This is a genomic window from Pseudomonas sp. S2_A02, assembly GCF_054668495.1.
Genome location: NZ_CP162776.1, coordinates 3,168,775 through 3,186,342, shown reverse-complemented (window position 1 = coordinate 3,186,342; position 17,568 = coordinate 3,168,775). Strand labels below are relative to the sequence as shown.

Sequence of the window (17,568 nt, the reverse complement as noted above, 5' to 3'; positions counted from 1 at the left end):
ATTACCTTCTTCAGTTGCACAGAGGGACTACGTTCACTCACGACGAACAACTGATCTCCAGATGCTTGCCCCACTCCGGCGGCCGCTCGGCATAGCTCTCCATTCCAGGCTGTTCCTCGAACGGATTGCTCAATACCGCATGCAAACGACGAACTTCTGCATAGTCGCCGCTTTCTGCCGCATCGATGGCTTTCTGCGCCAGATAGTTACGCAGGATGTACAGCGGATTGACTGCATGCATTCGTTTGCGGCGCTGTTGCTGGTCAACCACGCCTTCACGAGCAACCCGGGCAATATAGAGCGCGCCCCACGCATCGAAGCCCTTGATGTCGACGAAGTCATCGCGCAAACGGGCGACGGCCAGTTCGGGTGACTCATCCCCCAGGCGGCGGAAGAACAGGCTGTAGTCGACGCCGCTGTTCTGCATCAGTTGCAGCAGATGCTCCAGCAGTTTCTGGTCGTCGTCTTCGGCAGTGGTGAGACCGAGGCGGCGGCGCATCAGGTCCAGGTAGTGGGCCTGGAACAGTGGCAGGTACAGGCCGAGGGTTTCGCGCAGGGCTTCGACGCTGATGAACGGCGTCAGGGCCTGGGCGAGGGCGCTGAGGTTCCACTGGCCGATCGGCACCTGGTTGCTGAAGGAGTAACGGCCCTGGTCATCGGAGTGGTTGCAGATGAAGTGGGCGTCGAAGTCGTCGAGGAAGGCGAACGGGCCGAAGTCGAAGGTGATGCCCAGGATCGACATGTTGTCGGTGTTCATCACACCGTGGCAGAACCCATAGGCCTGCCATTTGGCGATCAGCTCGGCATTGCGCTCGACGATTTCTCGGAACATCGCCAGGTACGGTTCCGGCTGTTCCAGGCAATGCGGGAAATGCATGGCCAGCACGTGCTCGCCGAGTTCTTTCTGCTGCTCGGGGCGCTTGGTGTAGTAGAAAAATTCGAAATGCCCGAAGCGCACATGGCTCGGTGCCAGGCGCAAGACCATGGCTGCGCGTTCCTGTTTCTCGCGCCAGACTGGTGTGTCGGAGCCGATTACGCACAGTGCGCGAGTAGTGGGAATGTTCAGGGCGTGCAGGGCTTCGGAGGCAAGAAATTCGCGGATCGAAGAACGCAACACCGCGCGTCCATCGCCCATGCGCGAGTAAGGCGTCTGGCCTGCGCCCTTGAGGTGTAGGTCCCAATGCTCGCCGGCCTCGTTATAGACCTCGCCCAGCAACAGACCACGACCGTCGCCCAACTGCGGGTTGTAAGAGCCGAACTGATGCCCGGAATAGACCATCGCTCGCGGCTCGGCCTCGGCCCAAAGCTTCTGGCCGCCGAACAGCTCGGCGAACACCGGTGTCTCGGCCACAGACGGGTCCAGGTCCAGCAACGCCATAGCAGCGGGGCTGGCGACCACCAGTCGCGGAGCGGCGATGGGCTCGGGCAGCACATGGGTTGAGAACGCGTCGCCCAGGCGGGCGAAGCGATTGTCGAAGGTCAGTTCGTCGAGGGCTTTCAACGGCCATCTCCAGCAGAATGTCCGAGCATTCTGCTAGGGATAGGGCGGTTAGTCGAGTTCGACCGGCGGAGGCTCTCGGTGCGATTTGCCATCGGGCAGCGGCACGATGGTTTTGGTTTCCGGCTCGACCGGCACCATCTTGTACTCCTGACCGTGAAGGTTCTTGAGGTAGACCTCCATTTGCCGGAACGAGATGTTGATCTTCTGCTTCTTGAACTCACGATTGATGAAGCGGTTAACCTCGTCGAGTACCGGGTTACGGTCGCCGAGGTCGCGCACATGCATGCGCAATTCGTGATCAAGGGTGCTTTCGCCGAAGTTCAGGAAGTACACGTGGGGTTCCGGGTCCTTCAGCACGCGCGGGTTGTCGCGGGCTGCCTTGAGCAGCAGCTCTTTCACCAGGTCCAGGTCCGAGCCGTAGTCGACGCCGAGCTTGAGGGTCACTCGGGTGATGGTGTCGGTCAGGGACCAGTTGATCAGTTGCCCGGTGATGAACGTCTTGTTCGGGACGATGATGTCCTTGCGGTCGAAGTCGGTGATGGTCGTGGCGCGGATCCGGATCTTGCTCACCGTGCCCGACAGGTTGCCGATGGTGATGGTGTCACCGATCCGCACCGGGCGTTCGAACAGGATCATGATGCCGGAGATGAAGTTGGCGAAGATCTCCTGCATCCCGAAACCGAGGCCGACCGACAGCGCCGCCACCAGCCATTGCAACTTGTCCCAGCTCACACCGAGCGTGGACAGGGTCGAGACGAAACCGACACCGGCGATCACATAGGACAACAGCGTGGTCGTGGCGTAGGAGCTGCCCTGGGCCAGGTTCAGCTTCGACAGCACAAACACTTCCAGCAAGCCCGGCAGGTTGCGCGCCAGCGCGAAGGTGATGCCGATGATGATCAGCGCGCCGAGCATATCGCCGATACTGATCGGCACCATGCTCATGTTGGCGCCGGTGCCGCTGGTGTATTCGTAGAGGGTGATGTTGTCCAGGTACGAGAACACTGAAATCAGGTCCGACCAGACCCAATACAACGCCGCGATGAAACCGCCGAGCAAGGCCAGGCGGATCAGTCGCAGTGACTGTTCGTTGACCTTCTCGATGTCCAGGGTTGGCTCTTCGATCACCGCTTCACCGTCGCCGGCTTCTTTGGCGGCCTGGCGTTTGGCCAAGGCGCGTTGATAGGCCAGGCGCCGTGCGGCAACGCTGAGACCGCGCACGAACGTGGCCTCGATCACCAGCCAGAACATCAGCAGGTAAAGCGTGTTGATCAACCGGTCGCTGAGTTTCAGCGCGGTGTAGTAGTAGCCAAAGCACACGGCGACGAACAACGCGATCGGCAGGGCTGTGAACAGAACCCCCACGGCCTTGCGGAACAGTGAAGCGTTCTGGTGAGTCGGGCTGCTAACCAGCAGGCGGCTGAGTAGCCAGGCCATCAAGGCGTAGCAAGTCAGCACCACCGGCATGCCGAGCACGTCATCGGCCAGTATCGCTGGTTGCAACTCGGCGACCGCCACCACTGCCACCAGGGCCATCACTACCAGGCCGAGTCGGCGTATCCAGCCTTGAAGGAATTCGACCTGAGGTTTTTCCCAGCGGAAATGCAGTTCGGCCACGCCACCCGGCGCCAGGATGCGGTAGGCGGTGTAGAACACCAGCCAGGCCTGGGCCATCTGCAGCAGTGCCGCGCCCATGTTCGTGTTCTGTCCGCGGGCGTCGATCTGCAAGGCCAGGCCGCATAAGGCCAGGCCCAGAGAGACCGGCATCGCCAGCAGGATGTTGATCAGAATCGCTTGCGGTGTGTGCCACTGGCTGTCGCGCTTGAAATGGCCGATGTCCAGGTGAACTTTGTTCAGGCGGGCATAGAGATTTTTGCGGCGCCACAGCAGCGCCCCGATCAGAAAGGCCAGCGGCAGGAACAACAGCGGCCGTTGCGTCAGGCCATCGGTCAGTTCGCTCAGGCTTGAGGCCCAAGGCAAGGTGGTGACCTGACGTTCCAGGCGTTCCGGCACGCCGTGCATCCACTCAAGGTCCAGCGGTTTGTTGCTGGGAATCCAGAACATCTGTTCGTCGAGGGTCGCCCGCAGACTTTGCGCGGTGCTGAGCAGTTGCTTCTGGTTGAGTTGCAGCGTGATGGATTCGTTGAGCACTGCGTTCAGTTCGCGATACAAACGCTCCAACAGGTCCGCGCGGGTGGTGGCCAGTTCCAGCAGGCTCTTGCGCAGTTGCGGGGTGACTTGCTCGGGTGGCTGAGTCGCCAGCAGGTTATCGACATAAGTTGTCGGGTTGCTGAGCAGTTCCCGTTGCTGGCTGACTTCGAACTGATACAGGCGAATGTCGGCAATCTGGTCGGCCAGATCGCGGTCGAGCCTGAGGCGCGGCAGCGCCTGTTTCTGTTTGTAGAGAATCTTGGAGAGCAGCAGGCTGCCCTTGAGCACGTTGATCTGTTCGTCCAGCGCCGAATCGCTTTGGGTCACGCTGTCCAGTTGCTGCTTGGTCTGCAGGTTCTGTTGGGTGACTTCGTTGAGGCGGTCGGTGCTTTTAAGCAGGTAGTCGGAGAGCTTCAGGTTGGCCGCGCTTTCGGTAGCCAGCAGGCTGCTGCCGCCAGCCTTCTGCGCTTCGATGGACTGCTGGGTCACCGTTTCTTGCGACTGGGCCAGGCGTTTCTGGTTGATCTGGGTTTGCAGTTCCTGAATTTCCTGGTCCAGGCGCGCCGATTTTTCCGACAGCAAGTCATGCTGGCTGTTGCCCAAGTCCTGCAACTGGCTGTTGCCGGCCAGTTCCTGGCGACGCAACGGGATCAAGGCGTTCAGTGCCGCGAGTTCAGCGTTGAGCTGATCGCGTTGCTCAGGGGTCAAGGTCTTGCCGCTGTCCTTGCCGATCTTGAGGATGTTGTTGATCTGCTGGATGCGCGTCTGGCTGGCAGATATTTCGGCCTGGGCGCGCTCAGGGCGGGTCTGGGCGGTGATGATCAGGCTGTTCGCTTCAGCCAGGGCTTTTTGCAGATCGCTTTGCTGGGTGGAACGTTCGGTCAGCAATTGCTCAAGCTGCTGAATGGTCTCTTTGGTATAGCGTTGCGCCACCGGTACTACTTTGGTGGCCTTGAGACGGGTCAGTTCGCGCTGGTTCTCGATGTTCTGCCTTGGCGCACTGTTCAACTGCTGCTTGAGATCGATCAGCTTCTGATCGTAATCACGCTGGTTGTTAAGCTGAGTGAGCGTGCTCTGCAGGACCGCTTGCAGGGCTTTTTGATCGGCTTCCGGCAGTTTGCGGTCGGCGATCTTGTCCAGGCTCGCCTGCACGGCTTCGCTGGACGGCGGTTCGGCGGCTTGCAGCGTGCTGATGGAAAGACTCAAGCCCAGCAGGGCCATGATAATAAAAGTGCGCAGGGTTGACATAGAGACCGATCGAAAACGAGGCGAAGAGTGGAGTTTAGAGGAAGAGTCCCGGTCCGGGGCGACTTCCTTCGGGGAATCTGACGCCCACTTTACCAATCTTGTTCCCTTCCATGACCGCGACGGTCCAGAGGGTGTTGTTCCATTCCACCTGGTCACCGACTACCGGCGCACCGCCCACTTTCTGGGCAATGAAGTGGCCCAGGGACATGTTCGGATCGATGCCTTCGACTTTCAACCCGTACAGGGCAGCAACCGCACCCAGCTGGGCGTCTCCTTCGAGTACGAAGTCGCCGAAAAAGCGCAAATCCAGGCCCCGCTGTGGTGCCTGACTGAAGAGTTTTCCGAGGGCCGGAAGGTTGTGTTCATGGCCGATGACGCAGAGCAAATCATCGACTTCGAGCACCGTACTACCCGACGGATGGAGCAGTTGTTGGCCACGAAACAGGGCTGCGATACGGGTACCTTCGGGCATTTTCAGCTCGCGAAGAGGGGATCCAATGCACCATTTCTCGGCACCGAGGCGATACACGAACAGCTCCCATTCGCTGGTGACATGCACTTCCAGCGCAGAACGGGAGATCGGCAAGGGCTCCGGCGGGACGGTCACTTTCAAGAGCTTGGCAACCCAGGGCAGGCTTGTGCCTTGCACCAGCAGCGAGACCAGCACGATAAAGAACGCCAGATTGAAGTAGAGCTGAGCATTGGGCAGCCCCGCCATCAGCGGGAACACCGCCAGAATGATCGGTACGGCACCGCGCAGACCCACCCAGGAAATGAATGCCTTCTCGCGTCCATGGAACGCCTTGAAGGGCAACAGACCGACCAGCACCGATAGCGGACGGGCAAACAGAATCATCCACAGCGCCAGGCCCAGCGCCGGCAAAGCAATCGGCAGCAGGTCATGGGGCGTAACCAACAGCCCCAGCACCAGAAACATGCCGATCTGGGCCAGCCAGGCCATGCCGTCGAGCATGTGCAGAATGCCGTGGCGACTGCGGACCGGACGGTTACCGATCACCAGGCCACACAAGTACACCGCCAAAAAACCGCTGCCGTGCAGGGCGTTGGTCAGGGCAAACACGACCAGACCGCCAGCGATCACCAGAATCGGATAAAGGCCGTTGGCCAGGTTGATCCGGTTGACCAGTTGCAGCATGAGCCAACCGCCGCCGAGGCCGATCACACCGCCGATGCCGAACTCGCGCATCAAATGCAGGAGCAGATTCCAGTGCAGACCGGTTTCGCCGCTGGCGAGCATGTCGATCAAGGTCACGGTGAGGAACACCGCCATCGGATCGTTGCTGCCGGATTCGATTTCCAGGCTCGCGCTCACCCGTTCGTTCAGGCCCTTGCCGCCCAGCAGCGAGAACACGGCCGCGGCGTCGGTGGAGCCGACGATGGCGCCGATCAGCAAGCCCTGAATCATGTTCAGGTCGAACAGCCACGCCGCCGCCATCCCGGTCAGCCCGGTGGTGATCAAGACCCCGACTGTCGCGAGCGACAATGCCGGCCATAATGCCACGCGAAAACTCGCCACCCGGGTGCGCAAGCCGCCGTCGAGCAGGATCACTGCCAAAGCGAGGTTGCCGACCAGATAAGCCGTTGGGTAGTTATCGAAAATAATGCCGGCACCGTCGACACCGGCCGACATGCCCACCGCGAGGATAATCACCAGAATGGGGATGCCGAGGCGCGATGAAAGAGAGCTCACCAGAATGCTCGCACCTACCAGCAACGCGCCGATCAAGAACAGGCTGTTGATGGTCGTCGCATTCAAAGGCAGTACTCCAGAAAGCTAAAGGCGGGCACAAACTGACCATGCAGTCTGCGTGCCAGCGATTCTAACCTGTTGAAATGTGATGCTGTCAAAAAGCTTTTAACGTGAGTCGACTGATCGTTCCCATGCTCTGCGTGGGAATGCAGCCCGGGACGCTCTGCGTTCCAAGAGCGGACGCGGAGCGTCCATAGATGCATTCCCACGCGGAGCGTGGGAACGATCAGTCACAGGTTACAGGCTAAACCGCCCAACCATGTTGTTCAGGTCCAGCGCCAGGCGCGACAGCTCGTTGCTGGCCGCGCTCGTCTGGTTGGCACCGGTGGCCGATTGCACCGACAGGTCACGAATGTTCACCAGATTGCGGTCTACTTCACGGGCCACTTGCGCCTGTTCTTCGGCGGCACTTGCGATCACCAGATTGCGTTCGTTGATTTCGACGATGGCGCTGTTGATGGTGTCCAGCGACATGCCTGCACCGCGAGCGATGTTCAAGGTCGATTCGGCGCGCTCGGTGCTGTTGCGCATCGAATCCACGGCGTGTTCGGTGCCGCTCTGGATGCTGCCGATCATGCGTTCGATTTCGCTGGTCGACTGTTGAGTGCGATGGGCCAGCGCACGCACTTCGTCGGCGACCACCGCGAAACCACGACCGGCTTCACCGGCACGGGCCGCTTCGATGGCGGCGTTCAACGCCAACAGATTGGTCTGATCAGCCAGGCCGCGAATAACGTCCAGCACTTTGCCGATGTCCCGCGACTCGTTGGCCAGATCACCGATCAGGGTGGCGGTGCTCTGTACGTCGGCGCTCATGCGCTCGATGGCACTCACGGTTTCCTGAACCAGGTCACGACCGTCGCCCGCCGAGGTGGTGGCGTTTTTCGAGGCTTCGGAGGTGCTCACGGCGTTGCGGGCGACTTCTTCCACGGCGCTGGTCATTTCATTGACAGCGGTGGCGGCCTGTTCGATTTCGTTATTTTGCTGAGTCAGGCCACGAGCGCTTTCGTCGGTGACGCTGTTGAGTTCTTCCGCGGCAGACGCCAGTTGCGTGGCCGAACCGGAAATCCGTTGCAGGGTATCGCGCAGTTTTTCCTGCATCTTCGCCATCGCGGCGAGCAGACGACCGGCTTCATCTTCGCCATCGACGGTGATCGGCCGCGTCAGGTTGCCTTCGGCGATTTCTTCAGCCGCGCTCAAGGCGTTGGCGATCGGCTTGGTGATGCTGTTGGTCAGCAGCCAGGCGAACAGCAAGGTCAGGCCGGTGGCGATGACCAGCAGGGTCACCACCAGGTTGAAGGCTGACGAGTACTGGTCGGTAGCTTGCTGGTTGGCGCTGTCGGCCTGCTGGGTGTTGATCTCCAGCAAGCGGTTGAGCACGGTGTTGATGGCTTCAGAGTTGTTCAGTAAATCGGTGTTGACCAGTGTGCGCAGTTCGTCGACCTGATTGTTGCGCGACAGGCTCTTCATCCGGTCTTCGATTTGGCGGTACTGACCCAGTAACTGCACATACTGATCATAGGCTGCACGTTCCTGCGGGCTGGCGATCAGTTTTTCATAGGAGGTCTGAGCCGCTCGAATCTGCTGGTTACGGGTTTCCAGCAGGTCCATGGTTTTCTGCTGGATGTCCGGTTCGCGATTCACCAACAGGCGATAAGCCAGGACACGCAGGCGCAGGGTCAGTTGAGTGAACTCGTCGAGGCTTTTGATGCTCGGTACGCTGTTCGAGGTGATCTCCTCGGCGGCGCCGCGAATCTTGCTCATCTGGTTCAGGGCGAACACCCCCAGGATCAGCAGCATGGCGCCAATCAGGGTGAAGCCGAGGAACGCCCGCGGTGCGATATTCATATTACGTAGGGACATGGTGTTCACCGAAAAGAGCGCATTCGTGCGGCGCTGAGACTGTTGTATGGATGACTTATCGGTCATACGACTAAAGTCTTGAGGCGCTGCGCGTTTTTGTCGCAGAAGGGCCGCGGCGACGAAGTGCAGGAACCAGATCCGCTAAACACAGTCTTTAAAGCTCGCGAGGAAGGTCGCCCACCAGCAAAATCAAGGCCTTGCGCCCGAATAACCCTGGCGTCAGTGGTGACTTTTCTTTATCGTACGCGCCCTTTGAAAATGCCCGGAAAATCAAAATGTTGGAAGCATCCCTAAGCCAATTGGAACAACTGGTCAGCGACCTGGTGCAGCAGAACCAGACCCTGCTCGGCACCCATCAATCCCTGAGTGCAGAACTGGCCCAGGTCAAGGAAGAAAACGAAAGCCTGCAACTGAGCCTGATGGAACAGGAAGAGAGACAAGGCGCCACCGCCGCACGCATTCAGGCCTTGGTTGAGCGCGTCAGCGCCGGCCCTGTCAGCGCATGAGTTACGGCGCCGCAGGGGTAAAAGTCGTCTCGATTCTGGGGGAGGACTATTCGATCAAGGCGCCGGCCGGGGAAGAGCAGACCCTGTTGGACGCCGCATTGATGTTGAAGGCCGCCCTGGCCGAGACCAAAAAGAAATACCCGACGCTGATCGGTGACCGCTTGCTGGTGCTGGCGGCGATGAATCTGTGCTCGCAGCAGATCGAAATGCAAAAGCGTCATCAGGAGGAACTCAACCGTTTCCAAGAGCAAGTCAGCGCCACGGTTGAAGTGATCGCCAAGACAATCAATCAGGCCTGATCAGCTTTGCGCACAACCAAAGAATAAATTGTCGTTTGCGTTGTATACAATCGGCATGGCTGTTGCAGTATTCCAGCCTCTTATTCTTTGGGGGTGCTCCATGCAGTTCTGGCGACGCAGTATTCAATGGCAGTTGATCCTGAGCATGGGCACCGCCCTGCTGGTCAGTATTCTGATCGTGGTTGGCGTTTATACCCTCGTGGTCAACCGTCTCGCCCAGCGCTATCTGGTCGAACAAGCGCTGCCGTCGAGCATCGAAGCGATGCGCAACGACATCGAACGAATCCTCGTTCAACCGCTTACCGCCGCCAAGGACATCGCCAGTAACAGCATGGTTCGCGATTGGTTGGGCGGGGGCGAGAACAGTGCCCAGACCGACACCTTCGTGAAGTATCTGGAAGGCATCCGCGCCGAGCACAAAGCCTTTACCGCGATTATTGTCGGCACCGCGTCCAACCATTACTTCACTGAAAAAGGCCTGGACCGGACCCTCAGTCGCTCCAATCCAAAGGACGCCTGGTTCTATGCTTTCCTCGATAGCAACCAACCGCGCACCCTCAATATCGACAATGACACCGCCACCGGTGAATTGGCCCTGTTCATCGATTTCAAAGTCGAGCAGGCCGGCAAAGTCGTGGGCGTCGCCGGGCTGGGCCTGAGCATGAAAGAGCTGTCGGAGCTAATTCAGAATTTCAACTTCGGTGAGCGCGGCAAGGTCTATCTCGTGCGCTCCGACGGTTTGATCCAGGTTCATCCCGAGACGCAGTACAGCGGCAAACGCACGCTGGTCGAACAGATCGGCACCCCCGCGGCGCAAGCGGTCATGGGGCGGCTCTCTACCTCCACCGCGTCCGCCACCAGCAGTTTTGTCCGCGATGGTGAAGATTTTCTGGCGTTGAGCCTGCCGCTGCGTGATCTGGGCTGGACCCTGGTGGCCGAAGTGCCACAGTCGCAGATCTACGCCGAAGCCCGGCGTGCGATGTGGATGAGCAGCGGCATCGGTCTGGCGGTGGCGTTGGTGTGCCTGTTGTTGGTGGTGGTGCTGGCCCGTGGGTTGGTGCGACCGATTCGTCAGGTAACAGCGGCGCTGGTAGCCATCGGTAGCGGTGGTGGAGATTTGACCCACAGGTTAGATTCCAGTCGCACGGATGAACTGGGTGACCTCGCTCGCGGTTTCAATCGATTTCTGGAAAGTCAGCGCAACATGATCGGCGAAGTCCTGGCCACCAGCGAGCGTTTACGCACGGCGGTTGGCCAAGTGGCACGGGTGGTGGACAACACGGCCGAACGCTCGGGCCGTCAGCAGGAAATGACCGACATGGTCGCCACCGCTGTCCACGAGATGGGCCTGACCGTGCAGGAAATCGCTGAAAACGCCGGCAACGCGGCCGTCGCTTCGCAAACCGCGCGGGATGAAGCACTGCAGGCGCGGGAAGTGGTGGGTGGATCGATCCGGCATATAGAAAGCATGTCCGACGAGATTGGCATAGCCGCCGGTGCGGTGGGTGAGTTGGCCCATCAAGTGGCGTCCATCGATCAGGTGTTGGCGGTGATTCGCGGGATTTCCGAGCAAACCAATTTGTTGGCGCTCAACGCCGCCATCGAAGCGGCACGGGCCGGGGATATGGGACGCGGGTTTGCCGTGGTGGCCGATGAAGTGCGGACCCTGGCGCGGCGAACTCAGTCATCCACCGACGAGATTCAGCAGATGATCGGCAGCCTCAAGCAGGGCGCGGAGAATGCGGTGTTTTCCATGCACGCCGGGCAAGCGGCGACCGGCACCGGCGTTGAGTCGAGTCAGCGTACCGGGGCGTCGTTGACGGCGATCACCGGGCAGGTCGAGCGGATCAGCGACATGAACCATCAGGTGGCGACGGCGACAGAAGAGCAGTCGGCGGTGACGGAAGAGATCAACCGCAACGTGCAGGGGATTTCTGATTTGGCTCGAGCGACAGCAGGGGAAGTCAGGGCTTGTCGGGAAGACTGTCAGACGTTGCAGCGGTTGGCGGATGATCTGGCGCGGCAGATGGATGGGTTTCGGTTGACATGATCGTTCCCACGCTCCGCGTGGGAATGCAGCCCGGGACGCTCCGCGTCCCTTCGCGATTGTGACGCAGAGCGTCACAGGAGGCATTCCCACGCAGAGCGTGGGAATGATCAGTGAGCGGGGGGGTCAGAACCACTCATCCCGCATCGTCAGACACACATCATCCCGCGCCTCAAGAATCGCCAGTTCATGGTGACAACCCGGCACTTCCCACGTCAGGAAATATCGCGCCGCCTGCAGCTTGCCTTTATAGAAGCTCACGTCCGCCGGGTTCCCTTTGGCCAGCCCTTCCTCAGCGCGAATCGCCTGTTCCAGCCAGCGCCAGCCAATCACCGTGTGGCCGAACACTTTCAGGTACAGCGCGGAGTTCGCCAGGCTGCTATTGACCTTGCCTTGGGCCAGATCGGTCAGCAGGCCGATGGTCACGGCTTGCAGGCGCGCCACCAGTTTCTCCAGCGGTTCTCGCAGTGGTGTCAGCGATTCATACGCCTGTGCGCGCTCGGCGGTGTCGGCGATCAGGCGGATCAGTTGCTTGAGCCCCGCGCCCCCGTTCTGAGCCAGTTTGCGCCCCAGCAAGTCCAGCGACTGAATGCCGTGAGTCCCTTCATGGATCGGGTTCAGGCGGTTGTCGCGGTAGTACTGCTCCACCGGGTACTCACGGGTATAACCGTGGCCACCGAGAATCTGGATCGCCAGTTCGTTGGCCTTCAAGCAAAACTCCGATGGCCAGGATTTGACGATCGGCGTCAGCAGATCCAGTAGCTCATGAGCCTGTTTGCGCTCGGCTTCGCCTTCAAGGGTCGTGGTGTCGTCAAACAGCCGCGCCGCGTACAACCCAAGGTCGAACGCGCCTTCTACATAAGCCTTCTGGGTCAGCAGCATGCGTTTGACGTCGGCATGCTGAATGATTGCCACCGGTGCGGTGGTCGGGTCCTTGCTATCCGGTACTCGACCTTGTGGACGTTCGCGGGCGTATTCCAGGGAATACAGGTAACCGGCATAACCCAGCATCACCGCGCCCATACCGACGCCGATCCGTGCCTCGTTCATCATCTGGAACATGTAGCTCAAACCGTGGTGCGGCTTGCCTACCAGATAGCCGACACACTCGCCGTTGTCGCCGAAGTTCAGCGCGGTGGACGTAGTGCCGCGCCAGCCCATCTTGTGGAACAAACCGGCCAGCAATACGTCGTTGCGCTGGCCGAGGCTGCCGTCATCGTTGACCAGAAACTTGGGCACGATGAACAGCGAAATACCTTTCACACCGGCCGGTGCGTCCGGCAGTTTGGCCAACACCATATGCACTATGTTTTCCGACAGTGGGTGATCGCCGCCGGAGATGAAAATCTTGTTGCCCTTGAGTCGATAGGTGCCGTCGGACGCGGGTTCGGCGCGTGTACGAATATCCGACAACGACGAGCCGGCATGCGGCTCGGTGAGGGCCATTGTGCCGAAGAAACGGCCGTCGATCATCGGTTGCAGGAAGCGCTGCTTCTGCTCATCGGTGCCGAAGCTTTCAATCAGGTTCGCCGCGCCCATGGTCAGGAACGGGTAGGAGGTCGACGCCGCGTTGGCCGACTGAAAGTGCGCGAAGCAGGCTTGGGATAGCAATGTAGGAAGTTGCATGCCGCCCGCGTCGAAACTGCGCGCGGCGTTGAGGAAACCGGCTTCGAGGAAGGCATCCACCGCCGGTTTCACTTCCGGAATCAGAATCGCCTGACCGTCCTCATAGCGCGGTTCGTTCTCATCGCCCTTGCGGTTGTGCGGGGCGAAGAACTTCTCGGCGATGCTGCGGGCGGTGCCGATGGCCGCATCGAAGGTTTCGCGGTTGTGCTCGGCGAACCGCTCACGCTGGGTCAGGCCCTCGGCATCAAGGACTTCATACAGCTCGAAAGCCAGATTACGGGAACTGAGCAACGTCTCGGACATGGCGATCTACCTTTTTTTGGAATGGACCGAGTCTAGGCGTGGGAATAGAGGCTGAACAGGATGATTGATGGCGGTGATAGAAGGGCAGAACAATCAAGAAGCCTGATGCACAAACCTGTGGGAGCGGGCTTGCCCGCGATGGCGTCAGACCAGTCAACATCTTCAGTGACTGATACATCGCTATCGCGGGCAAGCCCGCTCCCACAGGGTTTGGTGAACCAGGCACCTATTGCGGGTGCCTGGCTTATTGGGTTTAGCCGATCGTCATCAAACTGGCATTACCACCCGCCGCAGCGGTGTTCACGCTCAACGCACGCTCGATCACCAGACGTTCCAACGCAATGTTGGTTTCGCCCTGCGACAAACCATGAACCCCAACAATCGCGCCGGCACGCTTGGCCACTTGCTGGCAGACCGCACGCAACTGGTCGGAATGGCCATGATGCAGAACCGCATCAATTACCACCTCATCCTTGGTCCAGTCGGCAACCCGCTTGATCCGCGCCTGGATTTCTTTCGGCAGGCGTGCGAACAGCGCCTTGCCCGGTTCAGCGTCCGGCCACACCGCCGAGCCGCCTACGGCCAACACCGCCGCCAGTTGAGTCAGCAGATCACCTTCGACGTCCGCCAGGCAGAGCACGTGTTCGCGCGGCAGGATGGCGTAGCTATTGCGCTCACCGGTCGGGCCTGCCAGAACACGGGTGATCCCGCTTTGCGATTGCGCCGCGAACTGTACGCACAGGGTGCTCAAGTCAGCGAGCTTGTTGCTGTCGGCCCAGGCTTTCAGCGCAGTCAGCGGTTTGCTCATGGCATCACGCAGGCGGACATCCGGTGCAGCGATAGCGTCGCCCCGAGCGAAGGATTGTTCGATCGCATCGGTAGGACGTGTCGACAGCAAGCGGTACAGGTACAGCGGACCACCGGCTTTCGGGCCAGTGCCCGACAGGCCTTCACCGCCGAACGGTTGCACGCCGACCACAGCGCCGACGATGTTGCGGTTCACATAAACGTTACCCGCGTTGACGTTGTCGATCACCTTGGCAATGGTCTCGTCGATGCGAGTGTGCACGCCAAGGGTCAAGCCGTAGCCGGAAGCGTTGATCTGGCCGATCAGTTGATCGATCTCTTTGCGCTTGTAGCGAACCACGTGCAGCACCGGGCCGAAGATCTCCCGTTGCAGTTCGTCGAAGCTTTCCAGTTCGATCAGGGTCGGCATCACGAAGGTGCCGCGTTTGACTTCTTCGCTGTTGGCAATTGCCACCTGGTACACATTGCGACCTTTGTCGCGCATGGCCTGGATGTGCTTCTCAATGCCCGCCTTGGCTTCGGCGTCGATCACCGGGCCGATGTCCACGGACAGGCGCTCTGGATTACCGAGACGGCATTCCGCCATGGCGCCCTTGAGCATTTCGATGACACGATCAGCGGAATCTTCCTGCAGGCACAGTACCCGCAGCGCCGAGCAACGCTGGCCAGCACTGTCGAAGGCCGACGACACCACGTCGATCACAACCTGTTCGGTCAGTGCCGAGGAGTCAACGATCATCGCGTTCTGGCCACCAGTTTCAGCGATCAGCGGAATCGGACGACCCTGAGCATCCAGACGACCGGCGACGTTGCGTTGCAGCAGACGAGCGACTTCGGTGGAGCCGGTGAACATCACGCCTTTGACGCGATCGTCGCCGACCAGACGGGCGCCGACAGTTTCGCCACGGCCCGGCAGCAGTTGCAGCACGCCTTCCGGAATCCCGGCTTCGATCAGCAAGCGCACGGCTTGAGCGGCCACCAGCGGGGTTTGTTCCGCAGGTTTGGCCAGTACCGGGTTACCGGCGGCCAGGGCGGCAGCGACCTGACCACTGAAGATTGCCAGCGGGAAGTTCCACGGGCTGATGCAGACCACCGGACCCAATGGGCGGTGGGCATCGTTGGTGAAATCGTTACGAGCCTGCACCGCGTAATAACGCAGGAAGTCCACGGCTTCACGCACTTCGGCGATGGCGTTGGCAAAGGTCTTGCCGGCTTCGCGAGCCAACAGACCCATCAACGTCTGGATCTCGCCTTCCATCAAATCGGCGGCACGTTCCAGGATCGCGGCGCGTTCGGCCGGCGGGGTGGCCTGCCAGATTGGCGCAGCGTTCAGGGCACACTGGATTGCGTTGTCGACGTCTTCGACGGTCGCTTCCTGCACATGGCCGACCACGTCACGCAAATCGGACGGGTTCAGGACTGGCGCAGGGGTTTCAGTGCTGGACGCGCAACCGAGCATCGGCGCCGCTTTCCAGTTGTTGTGAGCGGTGGCCAGCAGGGCGCACGACAGGGAAGCCAGACGATGTTCGTTGGCCATGTCGATGCCGCTGGAGTTGGCGCGCTCGGGACCATAAAGATCACGCGGCAGCGGGATACGCGGGTGCGGCAGGCCGAAGCCGCCTTCCAGCGTCGCCATCTGCTCGATGCTGGCCACTGGATCGGCCACCAGCTCCTGAATCGAAATAGACTGGTCGGCGATGCGGTTAACGAATGAGGTGTTCGCGCCGTTTTCCAGCAGGCGACGCACCAGATACGCCAACAATGTTTCGTGCGTGCCAACCGGTGCGTACACGCGGCACGGACGGTTCAGCTTGCCTTCGGAAACTTTACCTACAACCTGTTCGTACAGCGGTTCGCCCATGCCGTGCAGGCATTGGAACTCGTACTGACCTGGGTAATAGTTCTGACCGGCGATGTGATAAATGGCCGACAAGGTGTGGGCGTTGTGCGTGGCGAACTGCGGATAAATGACTTCCGGTACCGACAGCAGTTTGCGTGCGCAGGCGATGTAGGAAACGTCGGTGTACACCTTGCGGGTGTAGACCGGATAGCCTTCCAGGCCTTCGACCTGGGCGCGCTTGATTTCGCTGTCCCAGTACGCACCTTTTACCAGGCGGATCATCAGGCGATGACGGCTGCGGCGAGCCAGGTCGATCACGTAATCGATCACATACGGGCAACGCTTCTGATAAGCCTGGATCACGAAACCGATGCCGTTCCAGCCAGTCAGTTGCGGCTCGAAGCACAGGCGCTCCAGTAGATCCAGCGACAGCTCGAGGCGGTCGGCTTCTTCGGCGTCGATGTTCAGGCCGATGTCATATTGCTTGGCCAACAAGGTCAGCGACAGCAGGCGCGGGTACAACTCGTCCATCACGCGCTCGTATTGCGCACGGCTATAACGCGGGTGCAGTGCCGAGAGCTTGATGGAAATGCCCGGGCCTTCATAAATCCCACGGCCGTGCGACGCTTTGCCGATCGAGTGGATGGCTTGTTCGTACGAGGCCAGGTACTTCTGGGCGTCATGTTCGGTGAGTGCGGCTTCACCCAGCATGTCGTAGGAATAGCGGAAACCTTTGGCTTCGAACTTGCTGGCGTTGGCCAGCGCTTCGGCGATGGTTTCGCCGGTAACGAACTGCTCGCCCATCAGGCGCATGGCCATGTCGACGCCCTTGCGGATCATCGGTTCGCCGCTCTTGCCGATGATGCGGCTCAGGGACGACGTCAAGCCTGCTTCATTGTGGGTGGCGACCAATTTGCCGGTCAGCAGCAAGCCCCAAGTGGCGGCGTTGACGAACAGCGACGGGCTGTTGCCCAAGTGCGGCTGCCAGTTGCCGGTGCTGATCTTGTCGCGGATCAGCGCGTCACGGGTGCCTTTGTCCGGGATGCGCAGCAGCGCTTCGGCCAGGCACATCAGCGCCACGCCTTCCTGGGACGACAAGGAAAATTCCTGCAACAGGCCCTGAACAATCCCGGCACGGCCGCCGGCGCTTTTCTGATTGCGCAGTTTCTCGGCAATCGAGGCGGCGAGCTTGTTGGTGGCTTCGGCCATCGCAGCCGGCAGGCGCGCCTGCTCGATCAGCATCGGCACCACTTCAGGTTCCGGGCGACGGTAGGCCGCAGTAATAGAGGCGCGCAGCACCGATTGCGGCAGGATGCTTTCAGCGAATTCCAGGAAGCACTGATGCGCGTGATCGACGTGGATCTCGCCCGCTTCGTCAACTTCCTTGCCGTTCAAACCGTTCAGCTCGGACAGGGTTGCACCACCCTCGAGTTTTTCCAGGTAATTGAAAATTGCCTGCTTGATCAGCCAGTGCGGCGTGCGATCAATCGAGGTCGCGGCGGCCTTGAGGCGTTCGCGGGTCGGGTCGTCAAGTTTGACCCCAAGAGTGGTGGTAGCCATATTTTTATCCTCATGTTTGCCACGACCGCGTGGCATCAGCTGGCGG

8 protein-coding genes and 3 pseudogenes are annotated in these 17,568 nt (G+C 60.2%); 4 read left to right on the top strand and 7 right to left on the bottom strand.

The annotated features are described in order from the left end of the window. Positions 1-37: 37 nt before the first annotated feature. The 5 genes and pseudogenes from selO to AB4O41_RS14525 all read right to left on the bottom strand — a co-directional run. Positions 38-1,501, bottom strand: coding sequence for a protein adenylyltransferase SelO (selO, locus tag AB4O41_RS14545; RefSeq protein WP_460143667.1), 1,464 nt, complete (start codon positions 1,499-1,501; stop codon positions 38-40). A gap of 48 nt (positions 1,502-1,549) precedes the next feature. Next, positions 1,550-4,900, bottom strand: a complete 3,351-nt coding sequence (mscK, locus tag AB4O41_RS14540) for a mechanosensitive channel MscK (protein WP_460143666.1) — start codon at positions 4,898-4,900, stop codon at positions 1,550-1,552. A gap of 34 nt (positions 4,901-4,934) precedes the next feature. Next, on the bottom strand, positions 4,935-6,677 hold the full coding sequence (locus AB4O41_RS14535) for a potassium/proton antiporter (protein WP_460143665.1): 1,743 nt from the start codon (positions 6,675-6,677) through the stop codon (positions 4,935-4,937). Positions 6,678-6,908: 231 nt separating this feature from the next. Further along, a pseudogene (locus AB4O41_RS14530) lies at positions 6,909-7,508 on the bottom strand (methyl-accepting chemotaxis protein); the annotation flags it as partial. Positions 7,509-7,811: 303 nt separating this feature from the next. Continuing rightward, positions 7,812-8,471, bottom strand: a pseudogene (locus AB4O41_RS14525) (MCP four helix bundle domain-containing protein); the annotation flags it as partial. A 338-nt stretch (positions 8,472-8,809) separates the two neighbouring features. Here AB4O41_RS14525 and AB4O41_RS14520 point away from each other — a divergent pair. The 4 genes and pseudogenes from AB4O41_RS14520 (at position 8,810) to AB4O41_RS14505 (ending at position 11,389) form a co-directional block, all read left to right on the top strand. Next, complete coding sequence (locus AB4O41_RS14520; RefSeq protein WP_460143664.1) at positions 8,810-9,040, top strand: hypothetical protein; 231 nt, start codon at positions 8,810-8,812, stop codon at positions 9,038-9,040. Then, positions 9,037-9,339, top strand: coding sequence for a cell division protein ZapA (locus AB4O41_RS14515; protein WP_460143663.1), 303 nt, complete (start codon positions 9,037-9,039; stop codon positions 9,337-9,339). Before AB4O41_RS14520 ends, AB4O41_RS14515 begins: the two co-directional genes overlap by 4 nt. 55 nt (positions 9,340-9,394) lie before the next feature. Then, positions 9,395-10,474: pseudogene (locus AB4O41_RS14510) on the top strand (cache domain-containing protein); the annotation flags it as partial. Between the two features lie 69 nt (positions 10,475-10,543). Continuing rightward, positions 10,544-11,389 (top strand): methyl-accepting chemotaxis protein, encoded by an 846-nt coding sequence (locus AB4O41_RS14505; protein WP_460148343.1) that lies wholly within the window; start codon positions 10,544-10,546, stop codon positions 11,387-11,389. A gap of 123 nt (positions 11,390-11,512) precedes the next feature. On the opposite strand, the gene AB4O41_RS14500 is transcribed toward AB4O41_RS14505, so the two are convergent. Both AB4O41_RS14500 and putA read right to left on the bottom strand, forming a co-directional pair. Then, complete coding sequence (locus tag AB4O41_RS14500; RefSeq protein WP_460143662.1) at positions 11,513-13,315, bottom strand: acyl-CoA dehydrogenase; 1,803 nt, start codon at positions 13,313-13,315, stop codon at positions 11,513-11,515. Positions 13,316-13,568: 253 nt separating this feature from the next. Then, positions 13,569-17,522: a trifunctional transcriptional regulator/proline dehydrogenase/L-glutamate gamma-semialdehyde dehydrogenase gene (gene putA / locus AB4O41_RS14495; protein WP_460143661.1), complete on the bottom strand. Its 3,954-nt coding sequence runs from the start codon at positions 17,520-17,522 to the stop codon at positions 13,569-13,571. Positions 17,523-17,568 lie beyond the last annotated feature (46 nt).